This window comes from Bradyrhizobium sp. BR2003 (genome assembly GCF_009720285.1).
Classification (GTDB): Bacteria; Pseudomonadota; Alphaproteobacteria; order Rhizobiales; family Xanthobacteraceae; genus Bradyrhizobium; species Bradyrhizobium elkanii.
The window spans coordinates 18,460-37,410 of sequence record NZ_SMYJ01000031.1 but is presented as its reverse complement, the minus strand read 5'-3'; the positions used below and the strand labels follow the sequence as shown (position 1 = coordinate 37,410).

Here is an 18,951-nt window from a genome sequence, read left to right as displayed (position 1 = left end):
TGGCGCTCAATTGTCGAGTTGGGCCAGCTTGCCGCGGTCAACCAGCATGATTTCGCGCTGGTTCGAGCCGAGGAAATCGAGCGCTCCGTAGGCGTGCAGCTTGGATAGCGCGCGCGATACGGTCTCGAGCGTCAGGCCGAGATAGTCGGCGATGTCACGCCGGCACATCGGCAGGGCGACGACGCCTACGCCGGTCAGCCGGCGATCCATTTCGAGCAGAAATGCAGCCACGCGCTCCAGCGCGGTCTTGCGGCCGAGCAGCAGCATGTGGTCTTCGGCGTGCTGCAGGTTGCTGGTGGTCATGACCAGCAGGTTGCGTGCGAGCGCGGAGTCGGAATGGGCTCCCCGTTCGAGGCTCATCCGCTTGATCAGGCGCACATTGGTATCGACGATCGCTTCGGCAGTGAAGCGATGCAGTTCGGTGTTCTCAAGGCCGAAAATGTCGCCAGCGAGATGAAAGGCGCCAATCTGGCGTCGTCCGTCGGAAAGGAGCTTGTAGCTGCGGACGGCCCCTGACACGACCTGGTAAACATACTCCGCGGGCTCCTTCTCGCCGTAGATCTCGGTGCCCTTTCTGTAGTGGAATTCGCTGGTGACGAAATTGGCATGCTGGGCGGTCAGCCCGCCGAGGACGCTTGGTACGTTGGCCGGTCTGACATTGAAGCGAGCGAACATGGACCAACTCACTCCGTACTTGCGGTGTCGCGCGGTTCGAAATGCTTGTCCGCGCGCAATGACTACGCCAGGGCTCGATCGGTCTCTATTGGTCCTAAGGCCATTGTCCTAAAGGACAGGGTGAGCGATATGCGGCAATTTGTTCGCAATTGATACGGAAGTCCCGGACTACTTTTCAATTTTCACGGCGCTAGCCCGGTGCTAGCTTTCCAAACCCGCTGCTCTCCGGCTCCGAACGCTATGGGCAAGGCCATTCGGCTCTCTGGACTGATCATCCTGCTGGCTACGTTGCTGTTGCCGGCTGGTCTGCGGGCGCAAGAGATGCGCCCGCATTCCATGCTGGTGCTGGACCAGTCCGATCGGCGCGGTCCGTTCTATTATCAGGTCTTCGTCGGGCTGCGGGATGCCGTTAGCGCGCACGGCCACGCGCCGACGACCATCTATACGGAGAGCCTCGATCTCAATCGTTTTGGTGGGGAAGCCTATCAAGAGGATTTTAGGCGATTCCTCGAAGCCAAGTATCGCGATCGGCCGATCGGTGTCGTGGTCGCTGTGGGAGCGGCGGCGCTCGAATTCGCGATCCGTTGGCGCCCGCAGCTCTGGCCCGGTACGCCGATCGTGTTTGCCTTGGTGGAAGAAGCCGATTTCAAGCGAATGCGACCGCCCAGCTTTGTCACCGGCGGGATCGTGAGCATGAAGCTCAGGGATGCCGTTTCGGTCGCTCGTGCCGTCGCGCCGGGACTCAAAACAGTGGTGCTCGTCGGCGCGGAATGGGAACGCCAGGTTCTGTTTCGCGGCTGGAAAGACCAGGCCTCGACCGGCATTCCGGGCCTCGACATTATCGAGATTATCGGACGTCCAATGCCGGAGATTCTCGAGCAGGTGGCTACGCTTCCAGACCACAGCGCCATCATCTACACGGGCCTCTATAGTGACGGCAAAGGCAATTACTATCCGCCATCGGATGCCCTCGCATTTGTCGCGGCGAAGGCCAATCGTCCGATCGTGGTTGCGGCGGAAACTTTTCTCGAGCCGGGCGGCATAGGCGGATTCGTAGTTATCCCGTCCGCGATCGGAGCGGACGCGGCTGAAAAGGCGCTGCGAATTCTGGATGGGGAAGCGCCGGAGAACCTGCCGCCCTCGGTCATCGATGCCGTGAAGCCGATCTTCAACTGGCGGCAGATGCAGCGCTGGAATGTCAGCGAAGCCAGCTTACCGCGGGGCAGCGAAATTCGCTTCCGTGAGCCAGGCTTTTTTGAAAGATATCGCTTGCGGGCGATTGCGCTAGCTTCGGCAATATTGGCGCAGACTCTGCTGATCGCGTTCCTGCTGCACGAGCGACATATGCGGCGGAAGGCCGAGGTCGAAGCGAGCAGTCAACAATCGCAGCTTGCCCACATCAATCGCCAGGCGACCGCTGGAGAGCTGTCGTCCTCGATCGCCCATGAGCTCAACCAGCCGCTCGGCTCGATCTTGACCAATGCGGAGAGCGCGGAGCTGATCCTCGGTTCGCCGGCACCGGACCTGCAAGAGGTGCGGGAGATCATTTCCGACATCAAGCGCGACGATCTGCGCGCGAGCGAGGTGATCCGACGGATGCGCAGCCTGCTGAAGCGTGCGCCGTTCGAGAAGAAGGAGATCGATCTCAACCAGACCATGCGGGAGGCCTTCGACTTCCTCAAGTTGCAGGCCTCTGCGCGCAATGTCGCGATCTACCTGCAGACGTCGCCGCAGACCCTGTGGGTGAAGGGCGACCCGGTTCAGTTGCAGCAGGTTATCCTCAACCTCGCAGTCAACAGCATGGACGCGATGGCCAAAATGCCCTACGGGCGCACGATCATCGGGCGTACTGAAGTCAACGGCGCGGCATCCGCCGTGATTTCGATCTGCGATTCCGGTCCCGGAATTCCCCAGGAGCGGCTGAACGAGATTTTCGATCCGTTCTTCACCACCAAGGAGCAGGGAATGGGCATCGGCCTGTCAATCGCCAGGACGATCGTGCTGGCGCATAGCGGTCAAATCTGGGCCGAGAACCAATCGGGCGGCGGAGCGGCTTTCCATCTTTCATTGCCGTTGGCGGCATAGCGCGTTTGGGCTCTTTCTTCGGCAGGAGGCAGTGCTAATTTAAAGCGGTAGTGGAGGAAGGGCAATGCACGCTTACGTGCATATTGTCGACGACGACGCCTCGTTTCGCACAGCGCTTGAGCGCCGGCTCAAGCTTGCCGGCTACCGGGTTGCGACATATGCATCGGCCCGGCAACTGCTCGATCAATTGCCAAGCGACGAAGAAGCCGGCTGTATCCTGCTGGACGTCCGCATTCCCGGAATGAGTGGCCCGGAGCTGCAGATTCGCCTTAACGAGCTGGAGTCGACGCTTCCGATCGTATTCCTTACCGGGCATGCCGATACGGCGACCACCGTGCAGGCGATCAAGGCCGGAGCCGAGGATTTTCTGACCAAGCCGATCGCATCGGAGCAGCTGATTGAGGCAATCAATCGCGCCGTTGCGCGACACGAGCTGGTCCGCAGCCGGCGAACCAGGCTCGACGCGCTTCGCGCTCTGCTGGCGAGGTTGACGCCACGTGAGCGGCAGGTGTTCGATCAGATCGTGCGCGGCCGGATCAACAAGCAGATCGCCTATGAGCTCGGTACCACGGAGCGCACCATCAAGGCGCATCGTCACCAGATCATGGAGAAGATGCAGGTGCAGTCGCTTGCCGAACTGGTCTCGATCGCCGAGCGGCTCGGCGCGCGGGAGCTCGATGGTGAGGTCAAGGGTTGACCGGTGCGGGCGGCCTAAGGCCGTCCATGTCCCATGGTACAATATGAAAGCTCTGTGACGGCGCGTATCTCCAATATTGGCCGCGACCATGTCGCGCGCCGATGAGACATCAATGTGTCGCCCATACACGGACGCCGGGCGGCGCGTTGAGATTCCGTTTCAGCGACAAGCTGGAGGCACCCGGATTTGCCGACCGCGAAAATAGTCTTCGTCGTAGACGATAATCCTTCGATGCTCCGCGGAATCGGACGGCTGCTGCGGGAATGTGGATTTGCATCCAGACTATTCGAGACCGGGAATGCCTTGTTGATGGACGGTGGCTTCGATTGCGCACTGTGTCTGATCCTGGACATCAATCTCAGCGATGGTTCAGGGATTGAACTGCGGCACCGCCTGGCGGATCAGGGCATCGAGGTTCCGGTCATTTACATCACCGGAAATGACAACCCCGCGACGCGCATGGCCGCGATGGCTTCGGGATGTGTGGCCTATCTGACCAAGCCGTTCACGGCAAAATCGCTGATCCAGCCGATCGAGCAATTGCTGGCTGGGGTGGTCTAGCGATCGCGGCTCTCTGTCATTCATCGATGGCTTGTTCGAGTGTCAGCGCCGGCGCTCCCTTTCGCACAGTCGCAAAGCGGTCGAGTGGCACCGATGTCGTCAGCGTCAGAATGTTGGTGTCGACGGTGTCGATCGAGAGGGACCTTCCGCCGTCCATCTCCTCGAGCAGCCTGGGATCGGCGACATCGGCCGCAATGCACATGTTGGTCACGCACCAGGTGTAGGGCAGGCGATGAACTTTCTCCTGATCGACCGACAGCTTGACACCGGCTGGCAGGTACATCCCGACCGGCAGGAAAAGCTGGAGGCGGGCGGTCCCATCCTCGCGCTCGACCAGATCGAGCCGAACGGCTGTCTGCCCTGTGCCGAAGGTGCCGGTGATCGACGTTCGGCACAAGGTCTTGGCGCCGGCGGCGTTGAAGCAGAACTTCCGCCAATCCCCGTACTTGACGTCTCGTGCCATCCGAGCGCCGCGAGGCGCCACCTCGCCGCCATCCTTGGCTGCCGCCGGCGGTGTCTCTTGACTGTGGGCAGCACCGATGCCCGCCGCAAGCAACACCAGCTTTGCCAAGGCTCCGTATCGCACCATGGATGCTCCTCCAGCGGAATCTCCGCCTATCGAACCCTGTCCACAAATCGGTCGACCAACGGTGACCAGATGGGAATGGAATCCGGCGAGCCGATCAGGAAATGTCCTTCGTCGCCGAATGGCGGCAACAGATGGTATTCGGCTCGACCGCCGGCGCGCGAGAACGCCTCATGCATTCGCTTCGACAGGGCTGGCCCGAAGAACGTGTCGTTCTCGATGTAAAGCCACAGCATCGGCACTCGCGACGTGTGGCCAAACGTGCCGGTCGCTTCGACCAGTTTGTCCGGATTGCAATTGTTGTTGGGCTTGCCGTCGACCCGGCCGCCGCGGCCGGCCGCGAAGGTGATGATGGCCTTGACCTGCAGCGGATTGAGGCTGGACAGCGCGATCGCCGCCCAGCCGCCTGCGGACTGTCCGACGACGATGACGTCCTTCGGCACGACGCGCTTTTCGGCCGCCATGTAATCGATGATCCAGAGATCGACCTGTGCGACGGCAAGGCCTGGATCGAGGAAATTCGGATTGGCGCATTTCCCGATCTTGGAGAAGAACGGGCCATAGAGGCCGCGCTCGGGAATATCGATAGCGGCTGCGCCGTAGCCGGTGCCGACCGGCGCCACTACAAGATAGCCACGCCGCGCGAACCACATTGCAGCATCGCGAAATTCGACCAGGGGGAAGAAACTGCGATCCCTGGCATTAAGGGAAACGCCATGGTTCATGATGACCAGCGGGAAAGGGCCATCGCCGAGCGGACGAACAAGATAGGCGAACATCGGTAAGGGTAATGGCAACACCCAGATTTCTTCCTGGATCTGCTGGGCTGCCTGTTCGTCGGCGCGTGCAGGAGCGATCAGGCCAAGCCACAGAAAGGCTGCCGCAGAGAGGGTCCGTAAGCGGTGCTGACGCATGCCAAACGCTCCAACGGTCATCCGACCATGTAGAGGCCCGCGACCGTCGGGCCGAGCAAAGTGAGAAGCACATCGCCGGGCATCAGGCTTGATCTGAATCAACGAGTATTGGCTCCGGCGCGCCCACATGCAGCGATTGCGGCTTCACACGGCGGGCTTGATGGCAATCCAGGAAAAGACAAGTCGCTGGTTTCCGCCGGCGGGCTGGCTCGCCGACTACCGCGGGTCGTGGCTTGGGTCGGACGTGATCGCCGGCGTCACGCTCGCGGCCTACGCGATCCCGGTGTCGCTGGCCTATGCAGGCCTCGCCGGCCTGCCGCCGCAGGTCGGGGTCTACGGCTATCTGCTTGGCGGCGTGGGCTACGCCCTGCTGGGCTCGTCTCGGCAACTTGCGGTCGGCCCGACCTCGGCGATCTCGCTGATGATTGCCGGTGCCGTCGGTATTCTGGCCGGCGGCGACACCGCGCGCTACGGTCAGATCGTCAGTCTCGTTGCCTTCAGTGTTGCAGTCCTCTGCCTGATTGCTTGGCTGTTCAAGCTCAGCCTGCTGGTGCGGCTGATCAGCGACAGCATTCTGGTCGGCTTCAAGGCTGGTGCCGGGCTCACCATCATCATGAGCCAACTGCCGAGCCTGTTCAGCGTAGCCGGAGGCGGTCACAATTTCTTCGATCGCACGATCAGGATCGCCGGCCAGCTCGGCGAAACCAAGCCGCTGGTGCTTGGCGTTGGTTTGGCTGCGACCCTGCTGCTGTTGCTCGGTGAACGCAGGCTGCCCGGCAAGCCCATCGGGCTCGCGGTGGTCGCGCTGTCGATCCTGACGGTTTCCGCGCTCGGACTTGCGGACATGGGATTGCCGGTGACTGGAACGATCCCGACCGGGCTGCCGGCGCTGGCGCTGCCGACGTTCGGCTTGCTCGAATTCGACGATCTGTTTCCGATTGCCGCCGGATGCCTCGTGCTGGCCTATGTGGAAGGCGTATCTGCCGCGCGAAGCTTTGCGGCAAAGCACGGCTACCCGCTGGATGTCCGGCAGGAGTTGTTGGGACTCGGCGCGGCCAATCTCGCGGCGGCCCTTGGGCATGGCTATCCCGTCGCCGGCGGTCTGTCGCAGTCGGCCGTCAATGACGCCGCCGGCGCGCGGACGCCGCTGGCGCTTGTGTTCTGCTCCGTGACTCTCGCGCTCTGCCTGCTGTTCTTCACCGGTCTTCTGACCAATCTGCCGAAGACCGTGCTCGCCGCGATCGTCTTTTCGGCGGTCTATAAACTGGTCGATATTCCGGCGCTCGCGAGAATGTGGCGGATAAGCCGGATCGATTTCTATGCCGCGCTCATCGCACTGGTGTCCGTGCTGTTCCTGGGAATATTGCAGGGCGTGCTGCTTGCGGCCCTCGCCTCGATCTTCCTGCTGTTGGTACGCGCGTCGCAGCCCAACATCGCATTTCTTGGCCGGCTCCCAGGCAGTGGCCGCTATTCCGACCGTGCGCGACATGACGGCGTAGAGCCGTTGCCCGGCATCATTGCTTTCCGCCCGGAAACCTCTCTGCTTTATGTCAATACCGAGACAATTTTCGATGCAGTGATGGCGGCGGTTCAGCTGTCCCCTGACGTCAAGCTGGTGGCCTGCGACCTGTCGGCCGCGCCGTTCATCGACCTCGCGGGGTCGCGTATGCTGCATGACCTTCACCAAGAACTCGCATCGCGGCAGATCGCATTCCGTGTCGTCGGTGCGCATGCGCAGCTGAGAGACTTGCTTCAGGCTGATGGTCTTGCGGACAAGACCGACAGCGGCGACTGGATGCGTACGCTCGATAGCGTGTTGGGCACCAGGAAGCCGCCGGCAAACCGCTAGCTTGCGCCCTGCTGCACCGCAAGGCAGACCACTCACTCGGCGGTCGCGAGACTTGTCTCATCCGGCTGCGGCTTGACTTGGATCAAACCTGGCGGCGGACACCGTTCCTACGATCGGAGAGGACCAGCGCCAAAATCGGGAGATATCGATGGCCAATGACGCGAAGCCGGTACAGCAGCGCATCGATCAGTTCTTCTCCGGACCGGGCGGACGCGCCGACAATTGGCGCGATCTGGTCGAGGCGGCAAAGGCGTGGAGCAAGAGCGGCGACCGTGCGCCATATGACGCGGCGCTGTCGGCCCTTGCGGTCACGGAGGAATTTCATGGTTACCCGGGCCTGCGCTTGATGACGGCGCTGAAGGAAGCCGCGGCGGCGGGCGACGCCGCCAGCTCGCACATGCTTGCGACGCGGATCGCGCAGGCTCTTCAGACAAGATCCTTCCGCCAGCATGCCGGCGACTGGAGCACGCAGGACGACGGCAATGGAGAGGTCCCCGATCTGCTTCCGCCGACGCTTGGGCAATCGGCGGCGCGCCGTCCGTACTTCGAGACCCTGATTGTGACCGGGGTGCCGGCCAGCAACTGGCCGGGACTTCTGGCGGAATGGCGCAAGTTGCGGCGTCTGGTCGATGGCTTCATCTATGAGCCCGTGGTGGTCGGCAGTCTCGAGGACGCTTTCTGTGCGGCCATGCTGAACCCCAATATCGCGGCGGTAGTGATCAACGAGGGCTTTTCCCTGCGTTCGCGTCACGATGCGCCGGTGCTGCGGTCCATGATGACCGCGATGGCGCTCAGCCATGAGTCCGACGCGTCCGCGTTGGGGCTGGCGCATATTCTGAAGCGGGTTCGTCCCGAGCTCGACATCTACCTGATGTCGAACCGCGACGTGGAGGCCATCGCCGGCGATCCCGAGGCCGATGTGGTGCGCCGGGTGTTCTACTCGGTCGAGGACATCCTCGAACTGCACCTTTCAATCCTGGAAGGCGTGCAGGATCGTTTCGACACGCCGTTCTTCGACAATCTGAAGAAATACGCGCAGCGGCCGATCGGGACCTTCCACGCGCTGCCGATCGCCCGCGGCAAGTCCGTGTTCAAGTCGGACTGGATCCGCGACATGGGCGAGTTCTACGGGCTGAACCTGTTCTTGGCCGAAAGCAGCGCCACCACCGGCGGCCTCGACAGCATGCTGGAGCCGACTGGCAACATCAAGAAGGCGCAGGAGAAGGCCGCGCGCGCGCTCGGCGCCGACCGCGTCTACTTCGTTACCAACGGCACCTCGACGTCGAACAAGATGGCGGTGCAGGCGCTGCTCGGCCCCGGCGACATCGCGATCGTCGACCGCAACTGCCACAAGTCGCACCACTACGGCATGGTACTGGCCGGCGCGCAACCGCTCTACGTCGAGGCATTCCCGATGACGGAATATTCGATGTATGGCGCAGTGCCGCTGAAGACAATCAAGCAGGCGCTCCTGAACGCCAAGGCCGACGGCCGGCTCGATCGCGTCAAGATGGTCGACCTGACCAATTGCACCTTCGATGGCCACATTTACAACACGCGGCGGGTAATGGAGGAATGCCTCGCGATCAAGCCCGACCTGATCTTCCTCTGGGACGAGGCCTGGTTCGGCTTCGCACGGTTTTCGCCGTTCCTGAGGCGGCGAACCGCGATGGGCGCGGCGAACGAGATCGAAGCCTGGATGCGCGACCCGAAGTCGGTTGCCGCCTACGAGAAGCAGCAGGCCGAACTCGGCAAGAACCCCTCGGACGAGGTGCTGCTCAAGACCAGGCTGATCCCCGATCCGCGCCAGATCCGGCTGCGGGTCTACCAGACCAACTCGACGCACAAGTCAATGTCGGCGATCCGGCAGGGCTCGATGCTGGCCGTCAAGGACATCGAATTTCACACCGTCGAAGCGCAGTTCAAGGAAGCCGTCTTCACACACGCTTCGACCAGCCCGAACCAGCAGCTGATCGCAAGCCTCGACGTCTCGCGCCGACAGATGGAGCTCGAGGGCTATGGACTGGTGGCCAATGCCATGGAGATCGCGTTCGCCATCCGCAACGCAGTCAACACCAACCCGCTGATCTCCAGGTATTTCCACGTCCTCGGCGCCAATGCCATGGTGCCGAAGCAATATCGGCAGAGTGGGTTCACCGACTATCTGGCTGATGGCACCAATTGGGCGAGCGCGCTGAAGAGCCTGAACGACGACGAGTTCTGCCTCGATCCGACCCGCATGACGCTGGTCTGCGGCACCGCCGGCTACGACGGAACGCAGTTCAAGGGCCTGCTCGCCAGCCGCTACAACATCCAGGTCAACAAGACCTCGCGCAACTCGGTGTTGATCCAGTCCAACATCAACAATACGCGGAGCGACGTCGCGCATCTTGTCCGGGTATTGGCCGAAATCTCCGGTGAAATTGATCGCGCTCTGGCCAAGGGCGGCGCGAACGCCAGGGTCGACTTCGACGCGCGGGTCAACAGCCTGATGAAGGACGTGCCCGACCTGCCGAACTTCTCGCATTTCCACGAGGCCTATCGCGGCGATGCCGGTGCGAAGACGAACGAGGGCGACATCCGCGGCGGATTCTACTCGGCCTATGATGCCGCGGGATGCCAATACATCCGCCTGAACGATCCCGAGATCGACCGGCGCCTGAAGAACGGGCCAGCTCTGGTCTCCGCCAACTTCGTGATCCCCTATCCGCCAGGCTTCCCGATCATGGTCCCCGGCCAGGTCATCACGCAGGAGACCATCGATTTCATGCGCAAGCTGGATGTGAAGGAGATCCATGGCTATGACGCATCCGAAGGACTGAAGCTCGTGACCACTGAGGCGCTGGCCAGAATGGGCAAGCCGCGGGCGGCCACACCGAAGTTGAAGGCTGCATCGTAAGGGGAAGAGAGCCCGCAAGCGCTTCCTGCGGCGATGATCCTTGCGCAACAACTCGTAACGCAACCGGTTCCTGGAGGGACACAATGAGGAAAATGGGTCTGATCGGAGGCCTTGCTGCGCAGGTGACGGGATTGGCCACCTTCAGCACGCCGTCGCTGGCTGAAACCGGCTCGGTCGCCGTCATCTTCACCAAGGGCGGCTTCATCGTTGGTGTCGGAGGTGGCGAGGGCGTCCTGACCCTGCGCGGCAAGCATTATCCGTTCATGGTGTCGGGCATGAGCGTCGGCTTCACAATCGGCGCCTCTACCACCAAGCTGGTCGGTCGCGCCATCAATCTCAGGGGGCCCGCCTCCATCGAAGGCTCCTACAGTGTCGCGGGAGCCGGCGGGGCAATCGCCGCGGGCGCAGGTGGGGTGCAGCTGCAGAATGCCAATGGCGTGATCCTGCAGCTCAGTGGCCCGAAGATCGGTGCCGAAGTATCGGCCGCCGTTGGCGGCGTGTCGATCCGCTTGAAATAGGTCTCAATGAGCCAGGCCGCGCGCCCGGCGCGGTCTCGGCTGCTCAGAAGCGTTCCTCGACGAAATTCATTCCGCGCAGACCGGCCCGATCGTTGTAGCGACCCTTGTTGGAGCGTGAAGGAAGCTTGACCTTGTCGCGCTTGATCCGTGCGTAGGGAATCGTCTTCAGCAGGAACGAGATGCAGTTCAGCCGCGCCCGCCGCTTGTCGTCGGAGCGGATGATGTGCCACGGCGCATGCTTCGAGCTCGTCGCCTTGAGCATCAGGTCGCGCGCGCGCGAGTAGTCGTACCAACGCCGGTAGGATTCCGTATCCATCGGGCTCAGTTTCCATTGCCGCAGCGGATCGTCGATCCGGGCCCTGAAGCGCCTTTCCTGCTCGTCCATACCGACCTCGAGCCATAGCTTGATCAGGATGATGCCGCCCTCGATGATGTACTGCTCCATCTGCGGGCAAAGCGAGAGAAACCGCTTGTGCTCCGCCGGCGTGCAGAACCCCATCACATATTCGACGCCTGCGCGATTGTACCAGCTGCGATCGAAGATCACGATTTCGCCGGCCGCCGGAAACTGCTGCATGTAGCGCTGGATGAAGAGCTGGGACTTCTCACGATCCGACGGCGCAGGTAGCGCGACCACGCGAAACACGCGCGGGCTGACCTTCTCGGTCAGCGCCTTGATGGTCCCGCCCTTGCCGGCGGCGTCGCGTCCCTCGAACAGGATGATGACCCGGATGTTGTTCGCCTTCACCCATTCCTGCAGATGGCAGAGCTGGACCTGCAGCTTTTGCAGCTCTTCCTCATACTGCTTGCGCTTCATCTTCTCCGTGCGCTTGTCTTTCGCCATGGATGGCCGTTCCTCGTTCGAGCCGCTCATCCCCACGCAATGACGATGCCGATGTCGCCGGGCGTGCCGCCGGGATAATCGACGATCTGGTAGCGGATGCGGTAGCCGCGGGGTTGCAGGTAATCCGCCCAGAGCTGGTAGATTTCCTTGGGGATCCCGGTCAGCGTCTTCTCCCAGCCGGCCTCCATCTGATTGATGGCCCGTCCCTTGTCGGTGCACAGCGTGTTGGGGAAGCGGTAGACCTGCACTTCGGTCAGACCGTTGCGCACTGCGCGCTGAATAACCGTCGAGGCCAGCTTGACCTTCTCGTCCTCGCTGAGCCCAGAGGGCTTGCTCAGCCGCTCGATCAAGGCGCGCTTCTCGGCTTCGACGGCGGCGGCACGCTTGGCTTGCTCCTCGGCCTTCTCAGTTTCCTTGAGCGCAGCCTCCTTCTGGATCTCGTGCGCATTCGGGATCAGGTCATCGATCTTGTCTCGCATGGCTGGGGACTCCTGGGTCCGATCATCCACCTTGCCCCCGAAAGGGTAGGCACCAGCCGATCGCGATCCTTGATCCAGATCAAGCCAGGGCGATAGGATGGCACCCAATGTCAACCAAGGGGCGCAGGCGAGTTTGATCGCTGCAGGGAGGCTTGGCTTGAGCGAACAGGTTCATCCGCTGGCTCCGCATCATTTGCCGTTCTTCATTCCCGGCGTCGATGGGTCGGACACCCTGACCGTGGTGATGGGCATCTTCCTTGTCGCCGCAGTCCTATGGGTCGGCACGCTGTACTGGAAGCTGCACAGCCTGCCGGAGCGCATGGCGCACAAGAGCCAGAAGCTTCAGTTTGAGATCGTCGCCGTCCTGGGGCTGATATCGCTCTTCACCCACATGCACATCTTCTGGATCGCCGGCCTGCTGCTTGCACTGATCGACCTGCCGGATTTCGGCACGCCGATGCGCAGCATTGCCGATTCCGTCGAGCGCATCGCCGACGCCACGCCGGGTGCGCCCGTCGCCGAACCGGAAATCGAATCCGCGCCCAGCGGCAGTCAAGACGTCCGGACGCCTGCGAAGCCGGAGGTTCACAGTCATGCTTGAGCTCATGATCTGCTCGCTGGTGACGATTCTGCCGGATTACCTCTACCGCCGCTATCGGCAAGGCAAGCGGTTCGGCAAGGAAATTACGTTCTTCTCCGTCTGGTACGAACTGCGGTGGGGCATCACCGGCTGCCTGATGCTCACGATCTCCCTGATCACGATGATCTTTTACTTCCATCCCTCGACCACTTCAGCGGCGATCTACTTCAGGACCGTGCCGATCCTGCCTGAGGGCTCCGGCCGCGTCGTCGAGGTCAATGTCGACTTCACCGCGCCGGTGAAGAAGGGCGACGTTCTGTTCCGGCTCGACAGTTCGAAGCAGGAGGCCGCGCTCGAAACTGCCAAGCGAAAGGTTGCCGAGGTGGATGCGTCGCTGATCTCGGCGCAGGCGGATGTCGTCAAGGCGGACGCTCAGATCGGCGAGGCGAAAGCCGCCTTGCAGCAAGCCAAGGACGAGCTCGACGTAAAGAGCGATTTGCAGCGCCGCAATCCCGGCATCGTGCCGCAACGCGACATTGAGAAGCTGCAGGTTCTGGTCGATCAGCGGCAGGCCGGCGTCGATGCGGCCAACGCCGTCAAGGAATCGGCGACATTACGCGTCTCCACGCTCCTGCCGGCCGAGAAAGCCAGCGCCGAGGCTGCGTGGGCGCAGGCGCAAGTGGATCTCGACAAGACCTTCGTCCGCGCCGGCGTTGACGGCCGCGTCGAGCAATTCCTCGTTCGCCCAGGGGACCTCGTCGCCCAGATCATGCGGCCGGCCGGAATCCTGATACCGGAGGAGGCGGGCCGCAACAGGTTGCAGGCGGGGTTCGGGCAGATCGAGGCCCAGGTGATGAAGCCCGGTATGGTTGCTGAAGCCACCTGCATGTCGAAACCCTGGGTGATCATTCCGCTGGTCGTCACCAGCGTTCAGGATTTCATCGCCGCCGGACAGTTTCGGGCCAGCGAGCTGTTGATCGACCCGCAGAGCCTGCAAAAGCCCGGTTCGATCCTCGTGTTCCTCGAGCCGCTCTACAAGGGCGGTCTTGACGGCGTGACGCCCGGCAGCAGCTGCATCGTCAATGCGTACACCAGCAACCACGACGAGATATCCGATCCGAAGACCGGCGTGTTGAAGGGCTTTGCCCTGCATGCCGTCGACGCGACTGCACTTGTTCATGCCTTGCTGTTGCGGATCCAGGCTCTACTGCTGCCGATCCAGACGCTGGTGCTGAGTGGTCACTGACGGGCGCGAACCCGGAGACAGCGGATGAAGCCGGATCGCAAGCTTCGCGCAATCGTGGTGGCTGCCATGATCTTCGCGCTGCCGGACTACGCGCTCGCGTTCGATCTCACCGGGGCCTGGGCCACGAGCGCGGACCAGTGCGGCAAGGTGTTCGCCCGCAAGGGCAGGGCGAACCAGGTCACGTTCACGAATTTCTCAGGGGTCCATGGCGGCGGGTTCATCGCCGAGGCCGATCGCCTCAGGGGCAAGTTCGAGAACTGCAAGATCAAGTCGCGCAAGGATGACGGCAAGGACCTCAATATCATCGTGGGCTGCGCGTCGGGGATCATGGTGTCCAACGTCCAGTTCTTCCTCAAGGTCGTCGACGATGACACCATCACACGGGATTTTCCTGGCGTCGAGGAAATGCAGGTCTCCTATCACCGCTGCAAACTCTAGCGGAATGCAAGCTTTTGACCAATCCCCGCGGCCCGATATATTGAGCTTGGTGACGCAGGATCCGGTCAACGCCGGATTGATCGAGTGATGCTCCGTGGATCCTCACAGTTTGCCAAGGTCGTTGCGCATCGCCCTGGTGGCCGGGCTCGTTTTGATGCTCGGCGGTGCCAGCCTGTTGGCCTATCGCTGGTATGCTCGGCCGACGACGCTCACCGTCGCCGTCGGTTCGCTCGACGGCGAGGCGAACAAGCTGATTTCGGCGATCGCCGGCAAGCTCACGGAGTCGAAAGCGACGGTCCGGCTTCACTTGGTCCAGACCACAGGGCCGCTCGAATCTGCCGCGGCATTCGCGTCCGGCAAGGTCGATCTTGCGGTGGTGCGCGGCGATGTTGGCGACCTGGCCCAGGCCCAGGCCGTGATCGTGCTCGCCCACGCCGTCGCCCTGATCATTGCTCCGCCTGGTGCTTCGATATCCAACGTGACCGAGCTGAAGCGCGTTACTGTCGGCGTGATCGGGTTCGACGCCAATCAGAAGCTGATCAAGGTGCTCTCGGATGAATACGATCTCGCGCGTGCGGGCGTCACGTTCAAGCCGCTGCTGCCTTCGGATGCACGCCGGTCGCTGGAGACCAAGGATGTCCGCGCCATCCTGCTCGTGGTTCCTCTGACCGAGAAGTACCTGTCCCTTGTGCGGCGCGCTCTGCCGCACACCGCGCGAACCGGCCCTGTGATGATCGCGATCGAGTCGGCGGGAGCGATCGCCGAAAAGGAGCGCGCCTACGAAAGCTTCGACGTGCCCAAGGGAACGTTACGGGGCTCGCCGCCAATTCCTCCCGATGACCTGACGACGCTGCGGACCTCATTCTACCTGGTGGCGCAGAAGAAGCTTGGCAACGACCTGATCGGCGACCTGACCCAGTCGATCATGACCGCGCGCCACGACCTGCTGGCAGAACTACCGGGGCTGGCGCAGATAGCAACGCCCGACACCGACGCGGATGCCTACATCCCCGTGCATCCGGGCGCCGCCGCGTTCTACGAGGGGACCCGCGAGAGCTTCCTCGATCAATGGGGAAATGCGATCTTCCTGGCGCCGATGATCGCGGGCGGGCTCGCGTCGGTGCTGGCTGCGGCCTGGAAATTCCTGCGGCCGGCCGAGACCAAGAGCCGCGAGGAGCCACTCGACATGCTCTATGCCCTGGGGCCTCGAATCCGGACGGCCGAACATGTGCCGGAGTTGGAAGAGATCGAGCGCGAGATCGACCAGGTGCTGCGAACCCAGCGCAAGCAACCGGTCGCAGACGACCAGGTCGAGCGTGCAGTGACGGCGGTGAACGTTGCGGCGCATCGGCTCGAAAACCTGATCCATGATCGTCGCGTCTATCTTGCGTCGCGGCAAACCGGCCAGGCCGGAAGCTGAGCGGACAATCGCTTTCCTTGATCTCGATCAAAGGGCAGACGCGGCCGCGGCCGATGCTGACCGCCGTCGCTGTCGATGGAGGTCGCGATGTTCCGTTGGGACAAGATCCTGCTTGCGGTTGCGCTGGTGTCGGCGATTCCCGCTGCCGCGGTTGGGCAGACCGCCGACAAGCCGCCTGCGCAGAGCAATCAGCCACCGGCAGCCGCGCCGACGGCACAGCCAGCCGACAAGTTGCTGAAGCCCGAGCAACTCGAGGCGTTGGTTGCGCCGATAGCGCTCTATCCCGACGAATTGCTGGCCAACGTGCTGGCGGCGTCGACGTACCCGCTCGAAGTGGTGCAGGCCGATCGCTGGCTGAAGAAGCGCAAGACTCTGAAAGGCGATGCGTTGAAGACCGAGGTCGAGAAGCAGGCCTGGGACGACAGTGTGAAGGCGCTTGCGAGCACGCCCGATGTTATTTCGATGATGAGCGAAAAGATCGACTGGACCAAAAATCTGGGAGATGCGGTGCTGGCGCAGCAAGCTGATGTAATGGATGCGATTCAGCGATTGCGGTCAACGGCCTATGACAACAAGAAACTGGTGACGACCAAGCAGCAGAAGGTCAGCGTTCAATCACAAGAGAACAAGCAGGTGGTCGTGATCGAGTCGGCAGATCCGAATACGATGTACGTGCCCTATTATGAACCGGCCGCGGTCTACGGGACCTGGCCATACGCCGAATACCCGCCTTATTACTTCGGGTATCCGGCCTATATCGGCGCAGGCGTCATCGCGACGGGCCTTGCATTCGGTGCCGGATGGGCAATCGGCCGTTGGGGCAACTACTGGGGCGGCGGGTGCAACTGGGGCAACCGCAACGTCTACGTCAACCACTACAACCGGGTGACCAATGTCGGCAACAGCTGGCAGCACAACCCGTCGCACCGGCAAGGCGTCCGCTACAGCAACACCAACGTGCAGCAGCGGTTCGGCGGCAATAATGTGAAGGCGGGTGCCGCGGACCGGATGGATTTCCGCGGCCGCGACGGACAGCAGGTGCTGCGTCCGAACCAGGGAGCCGGAGATCGGGCGGGTGACCGAGCAGGAGACCGGGCTGCGGACCGTGCCGGTGACCGTGGTGGTGACCTCGGTGGAGATCGCGCCGGCACGCGTGATCGGCCCGGTGGCGGTGATCGCGCAGGTGCTTCAGATCGTGCCAAGGGGGGCGGCGACCGCGCCGGAGCAAAGGGCGGCGGCGACCGCGCAAAGGCCTCCAATCGCGGCAATGCCGGTAACCGCGCCGCTGCGACCAATCGGGGTGGCGGCGGCAGTCGCGGCGGCGCCATGAACGTGTCGTCGGGACGCGCGGCTGCGGCGGCATCGGCGCGCGGGCGATCGAGCATGGCGAGCATGCCGCGCGGCGGCGGCGCAAGTTTCGCCGGCCGTGGTGGCTTCGGCGGCGGCTTCCGCGGTGGCGGAGGAGGTGGCGGTTTCCGCGGCGGCGGCGGCGGACGGCGTTCCGACATCGCGCTCAAGCACGATATCGAACTGCTTGGCTACCTCGCCAACGGCCTCGGCTACTACCGCTTCAGCTATCTCGGCAGCAGCAAGGCTTATGTCGGCGTGATGGCGCAGGAAGTCGAACAGGTCATGCCGGACGCCGTGACGCGCGGGACGGACGGATATCTCCGGGTCTATTACGAGAAGCTCGGCCTGAAGCTGCGCAGCTACAATGCATGGCATGCCGCCGGTGCGAAGATTCCATTTCCGTCGGAGGCATCACGATGACAGGCTGCTCACACGCGCCATTCGGTCGCATAACTTGCATCGGCGCCACTGCCGCAGTCGCCTTCGCCTTGCTGCTGTCGCCGGTTCGCGCCCAGCAGGGCTTCGCCAATCCCGAAGATGCGGCGGCCGCCCTGGCGACGGCGGTCAAGGCGGGCACGAGCCGTGCGATGCTGAAGGTACTGGGCCGCGACGCTGCCGATATCATCGAGTCCGGCGACGATGTCGCCGACGCCAATGCGCGCGCGCGCTTTGTTGCGGCTTATGACGCCAAGCATTCGGTCAAGGCCGACGGTAACAAGAAGGCCACCCTGATTCTGGGACCCGACGATTTCCCGTTCCCGATTGCCCTCGTCAACAACCATGACGGCTGGAGCTTCGATGCAGCCGAGGGACGTCGCGAAATCCTCTACCGCAGGATCGGCAATAATGAGCTTGCTGCGATCCAGACCTGTCTTGCCTATGTCGACGCCCAGAACGAGTATGCCGAGAAGGATCGCGGTGAGGGAGTCGGCACCTATGCCCAACGCATCGTCAGCAGGCCGGGCAAGACCGACGGATTGTTCTGGCGCGACGACAAGGACCGGAGTCCGCTCGGCGAGCTGGCGGCCCAGGCCGCGGCGGAGGGTTACAAGGTCGGCGAGCAGCCCGAGCCGTATCACGGATACTATTATCGCATCCTGAAGGCGCAGGGTTCCGACGCTCCGGGCGGAGCGTTGAACTACGTCGTGAAGGGCAAGATGATCGGTGGATTTGCACTGGTCGCCTGGCCCGCCGAATACGCCAATTCCGGGGTCATGACGTTCTTGGTCAATCACGCCGGCATTGTCTATCAAAAGGATCTCGGCGCGCGCACCGATTTTCTCGCCAAGCGCATGATCGTGTTCGATCCGGATCACACCTGGAAAAAGGTCGACCTTGCAAATCCCTGAGCGAAAAGAGGCTGCCCCGATGCGATGCATGATCCGTCCCGTCATACTGGCGCTGGTGGCGATGATCCTGGCGGTCACCCCATGCTCCGCGCAGGCGGCTGGCCACGTCCAGGTCAAGTTCGTGAAGGCGGCTCTCGTCGTCGGTGGCGGCGGCGGGAGCGGCACACTCATCTATCGTGGGCGGCATTATCGCTTCATCGTGTCCGGCTTCAGCCTCGGCGTGAGCGCGGGCGCATCGGTGACCTGGCTGGAAGGCACTGCCTCGGGCATCAGGGAAGTCAACGATTTCGCCGGCAGCTATACGCTGGTCGGGGGCGGCGGCGCATGGGCCGCCGGCGCCGGCGGTGTGAGCATGCGAAACGAACACGGCGTCCTGCTTTCGCTCAAAGGGCCGAAAGCAGGACTGGAATTTGCCGCAAACCTGGGCGGACTGACGATTTCGCTGCGGTGAGCGCGAGGTC

General features: G+C 62.7%; 18 protein-coding genes. 13 read left to right on the top strand and 5 right to left on the bottom strand.

What is annotated here, in order from left to right:
* Nucleotides 1–6 precede the first annotated feature (6 nt).
* The gene (locus E2I15_RS26030; protein ID WP_137479203.1) at nucleotides 7–675 is read right to left on the bottom strand and encodes a helix-turn-helix domain-containing protein; all 669 of its coding nucleotides are present in this window, start codon (nucleotides 673–675) and stop codon (nucleotides 7–9) included.
* Between the two features lie 240 nt (nucleotides 676–915).
* On the opposite strand from E2I15_RS26030, the gene E2I15_RS26025 reads away from it, so the two are divergent.
* The 3 genes from E2I15_RS26025 to E2I15_RS26015 all read left to right on the top strand — a co-directional run bounded on the left by E2I15_RS26025 (nucleotide 916) and on the right by E2I15_RS26015 (nucleotide 4,018).
* A complete protein-coding gene (locus E2I15_RS26025; protein WP_137479202.1) occupies nucleotides 916–2,760 on the top strand; it encodes a sensor histidine kinase in 1,845 nt (614 codons plus the stop codon).
* A gap of 64 nt (nucleotides 2,761–2,824) precedes the next feature.
* Entirely contained in the window at nucleotides 2,825–3,457 is a 633-nt protein-coding gene (locus tag E2I15_RS26020; RefSeq protein ID WP_137479201.1) for a response regulator transcription factor, read from the top strand.
* A 186-nt stretch (nucleotides 3,458–3,643) separates the two neighbouring features.
* The gene (locus E2I15_RS26015; RefSeq protein WP_137479200.1) at nucleotides 3,644–4,018 is read left to right on the top strand and encodes a response regulator transcription factor; all 375 of its coding nucleotides are present in this window, start codon (nucleotides 3,644–3,646) and stop codon (nucleotides 4,016–4,018) included.
* 16 nt (nucleotides 4,019–4,034) lie between these two features.
* Here E2I15_RS26015 and E2I15_RS26010 read toward each other — a convergent pair whose 3' ends face one another.
* The gene (locus tag E2I15_RS26010) at nucleotides 4,035–4,589 is read right to left on the bottom strand and encodes an invasion associated locus B family protein (protein WP_338134470.1); all 555 of its coding nucleotides are present in this window, start codon (nucleotides 4,587–4,589) and stop codon (nucleotides 4,035–4,037) included.
* Nucleotides 4,590–4,633: 44 nt separating this feature from the next.
* On the bottom strand, nucleotides 4,634–5,518 hold the full coding sequence (locus tag E2I15_RS26005) for an alpha/beta hydrolase family protein (protein WP_137479338.1): 885 nt from the start codon (nucleotides 5,516–5,518) through the stop codon (nucleotides 4,634–4,636).
* A gap of 160 nt (nucleotides 5,519–5,678) precedes the next feature.
* Between E2I15_RS26005 and E2I15_RS26000 the strand changes: the two genes are divergently transcribed.
* The 3 genes from E2I15_RS26000 to E2I15_RS25990 all read left to right on the top strand — a co-directional run bounded on the left by E2I15_RS26000 (nucleotide 5,679) and on the right by E2I15_RS25990 (nucleotide 10,784).
* Nucleotides 5,679–7,367, top strand: a complete 1,689-nt coding sequence (locus tag E2I15_RS26000; RefSeq protein ID WP_137479198.1) for a SulP family inorganic anion transporter — start codon at nucleotides 5,679–5,681, stop codon at nucleotides 7,365–7,367.
* 148 nt (nucleotides 7,368–7,515) lie between these two features.
* Nucleotides 7,516–10,266: an aminotransferase class I/II-fold pyridoxal phosphate-dependent enzyme gene (locus tag E2I15_RS25995; RefSeq protein ID WP_137479197.1), complete on the top strand. Its 2,751-nt coding sequence runs from the start codon at nucleotides 7,516–7,518 to the stop codon at nucleotides 10,264–10,266.
* 92 nt (nucleotides 10,267–10,358) lie between these two features.
* Nucleotides 10,359–10,784 carry a hypothetical protein gene (locus E2I15_RS25990; RefSeq protein WP_422109847.1) on the top strand — a complete coding sequence of 142 codons (426 nt, stop codon included), beginning with the start codon at nucleotides 10,359–10,361 and terminating at the stop codon, nucleotides 10,782–10,784.
* 43 nt (nucleotides 10,785–10,827) lie between these two features.
* Here E2I15_RS25990 and ppk2 read toward each other — a convergent pair whose 3' ends face one another.
* Together ppk2 and E2I15_RS25980 are read right to left on the bottom strand one after the other, a co-directional pair.
* Nucleotides 10,828–11,628 (bottom strand): polyphosphate kinase 2, encoded by an 801-nt coding sequence (ppk2, locus tag E2I15_RS25985; RefSeq protein ID WP_137479195.1) that lies wholly within the window; start codon nucleotides 11,626–11,628, stop codon nucleotides 10,828–10,830.
* Between the two features lie 26 nt (nucleotides 11,629–11,654).
* On the bottom strand, nucleotides 11,655–12,107 hold the full coding sequence (locus E2I15_RS25980) for a hypothetical protein (RefSeq protein ID WP_137479194.1): 453 nt from the start codon (nucleotides 12,105–12,107) through the stop codon (nucleotides 11,655–11,657).
* Between the two features lie 157 nt (nucleotides 12,108–12,264).
* On the opposite strand from E2I15_RS25980, the gene E2I15_RS25975 reads away from it, so the two are divergent.
* The 7 genes from E2I15_RS25975 to E2I15_RS25945 all read left to right on the top strand — a co-directional run bounded on the left by E2I15_RS25975 (nucleotide 12,265) and on the right by E2I15_RS25945 (nucleotide 18,941).
* Nucleotides 12,265–12,708, top strand: coding sequence for a hypothetical protein (locus E2I15_RS25975; RefSeq protein ID WP_137479337.1), 444 nt, complete (start codon nucleotides 12,265–12,267; stop codon nucleotides 12,706–12,708).
* Nucleotides 12,701–13,933, top strand: a complete 1,233-nt coding sequence (locus E2I15_RS25970) for an HlyD family secretion protein (RefSeq protein WP_137479193.1) — start codon at nucleotides 12,701–12,703, stop codon at nucleotides 13,931–13,933. The genes E2I15_RS25975 and E2I15_RS25970 overlap by 8 nt, the downstream gene beginning before the upstream one ends.
* A gap of 24 nt (nucleotides 13,934–13,957) precedes the next feature.
* The gene (locus tag E2I15_RS25965; protein WP_246668098.1) at nucleotides 13,958–14,371 is read left to right on the top strand and encodes a hypothetical protein; all 414 of its coding nucleotides are present in this window, start codon (nucleotides 13,958–13,960) and stop codon (nucleotides 14,369–14,371) included.
* Nucleotides 14,372–14,480: 109 nt separating this feature from the next.
* The gene (locus E2I15_RS25960; protein WP_246668097.1) at nucleotides 14,481–15,791 is read left to right on the top strand and encodes a type 2 periplasmic-binding domain-containing protein; all 1,311 of its coding nucleotides are present in this window, start codon (nucleotides 14,481–14,483) and stop codon (nucleotides 15,789–15,791) included.
* Nucleotides 15,792–15,878: 87 nt separating this feature from the next.
* Nucleotides 15,879–17,561, top strand: coding sequence for a DUF3300 domain-containing protein (locus E2I15_RS25955; protein ID WP_137479192.1), 1,683 nt, complete (start codon nucleotides 15,879–15,881; stop codon nucleotides 17,559–17,561).
* Nucleotides 17,558–18,490, top strand: a complete 933-nt coding sequence (locus tag E2I15_RS25950) for a DUF2950 domain-containing protein (RefSeq protein WP_137479191.1) — start codon at nucleotides 17,558–17,560, stop codon at nucleotides 18,488–18,490. Before E2I15_RS25955 ends, E2I15_RS25950 begins: the two co-directional genes overlap by 4 nt.
* Before the next feature lie 28 nt (nucleotides 18,491–18,518).
* On the top strand, nucleotides 18,519–18,941 hold the full coding sequence (locus E2I15_RS25945; RefSeq protein ID WP_246668096.1) for a hypothetical protein: 423 nt from the start codon (nucleotides 18,519–18,521) through the stop codon (nucleotides 18,939–18,941).
* The last annotated feature ends 10 nt before the right edge of the window (nucleotides 18,942–18,951 follow it).

What these genes read in the sequence shown, in the direction of transcription:
- E2I15_RS26030 (WP_137479203.1), bottom strand. Translation starts at nt 675, where the DNA reads ATGTTCGCTCGCTTCAATGTCAGACCGGCCAACGTACCAAGCGTCCTC.
- E2I15_RS26025 (WP_137479202.1), top strand. Translation starts at nt 916, where the DNA reads ATGGGCAAGGCCATTCGGCTCTCTGGACTGATCATCCTGCTGGCTACG.
- E2I15_RS26020 (WP_137479201.1), top strand. Translation starts at nt 2,825, where the DNA reads ATGCACGCTTACGTGCATATTGTCGACGACGACGCCTCGTTTCGCACA.
- E2I15_RS26005 (WP_137479338.1), bottom strand. Translation starts at nt 5,518, where the DNA reads ATGCGTCAGCACCGCTTACGGACCCTCTCTGCGGCAGCCTTTCTGTGG.
- E2I15_RS26000 (WP_137479198.1), top strand. Translation starts at nt 5,679, where the DNA reads ATGGCAATCCAGGAAAAGACAAGTCGCTGGTTTCCGCCGGCGGGCTGG.
- E2I15_RS25995 (WP_137479197.1), top strand. Translation starts at nt 7,516, where the DNA reads ATGGCCAATGACGCGAAGCCGGTACAGCAGCGCATCGATCAGTTCTTC.
- E2I15_RS25990 (WP_422109847.1), top strand. Translation starts at nt 10,359, where the DNA reads ATGGGTCTGATCGGAGGCCTTGCTGCGCAGGTGACGGGATTGGCCACC.
- ppk2 (WP_137479195.1), bottom strand. Translation starts at nt 11,628, where the DNA reads ATGGCGAAAGACAAGCGCACGGAGAAGATGAAGCGCAAGCAGTATGAG.
- E2I15_RS25980 (WP_137479194.1), bottom strand. Translation starts at nt 12,107, where the DNA reads ATGCGAGACAAGATCGATGACCTGATCCCGAATGCGCACGAGATCCAG.
- E2I15_RS25970 (WP_137479193.1), top strand. Translation starts at nt 12,701, where the DNA reads ATGCTTGAGCTCATGATCTGCTCGCTGGTGACGATTCTGCCGGATTAC.
- E2I15_RS25965 (WP_246668098.1), top strand. Translation starts at nt 13,958, where the DNA reads ATGAAGCCGGATCGCAAGCTTCGCGCAATCGTGGTGGCTGCCATGATC.
- E2I15_RS25955 (WP_137479192.1), top strand. Translation starts at nt 15,879, where the DNA reads ATGTTCCGTTGGGACAAGATCCTGCTTGCGGTTGCGCTGGTGTCGGCG.
- E2I15_RS25950 (WP_137479191.1), top strand. Translation starts at nt 17,558, where the DNA reads ATGACAGGCTGCTCACACGCGCCATTCGGTCGCATAACTTGCATCGGC.
- E2I15_RS25945 (WP_246668096.1), top strand. Translation starts at nt 18,519, where the DNA reads ATGATCCGTCCCGTCATACTGGCGCTGGTGGCGATGATCCTGGCGGTC.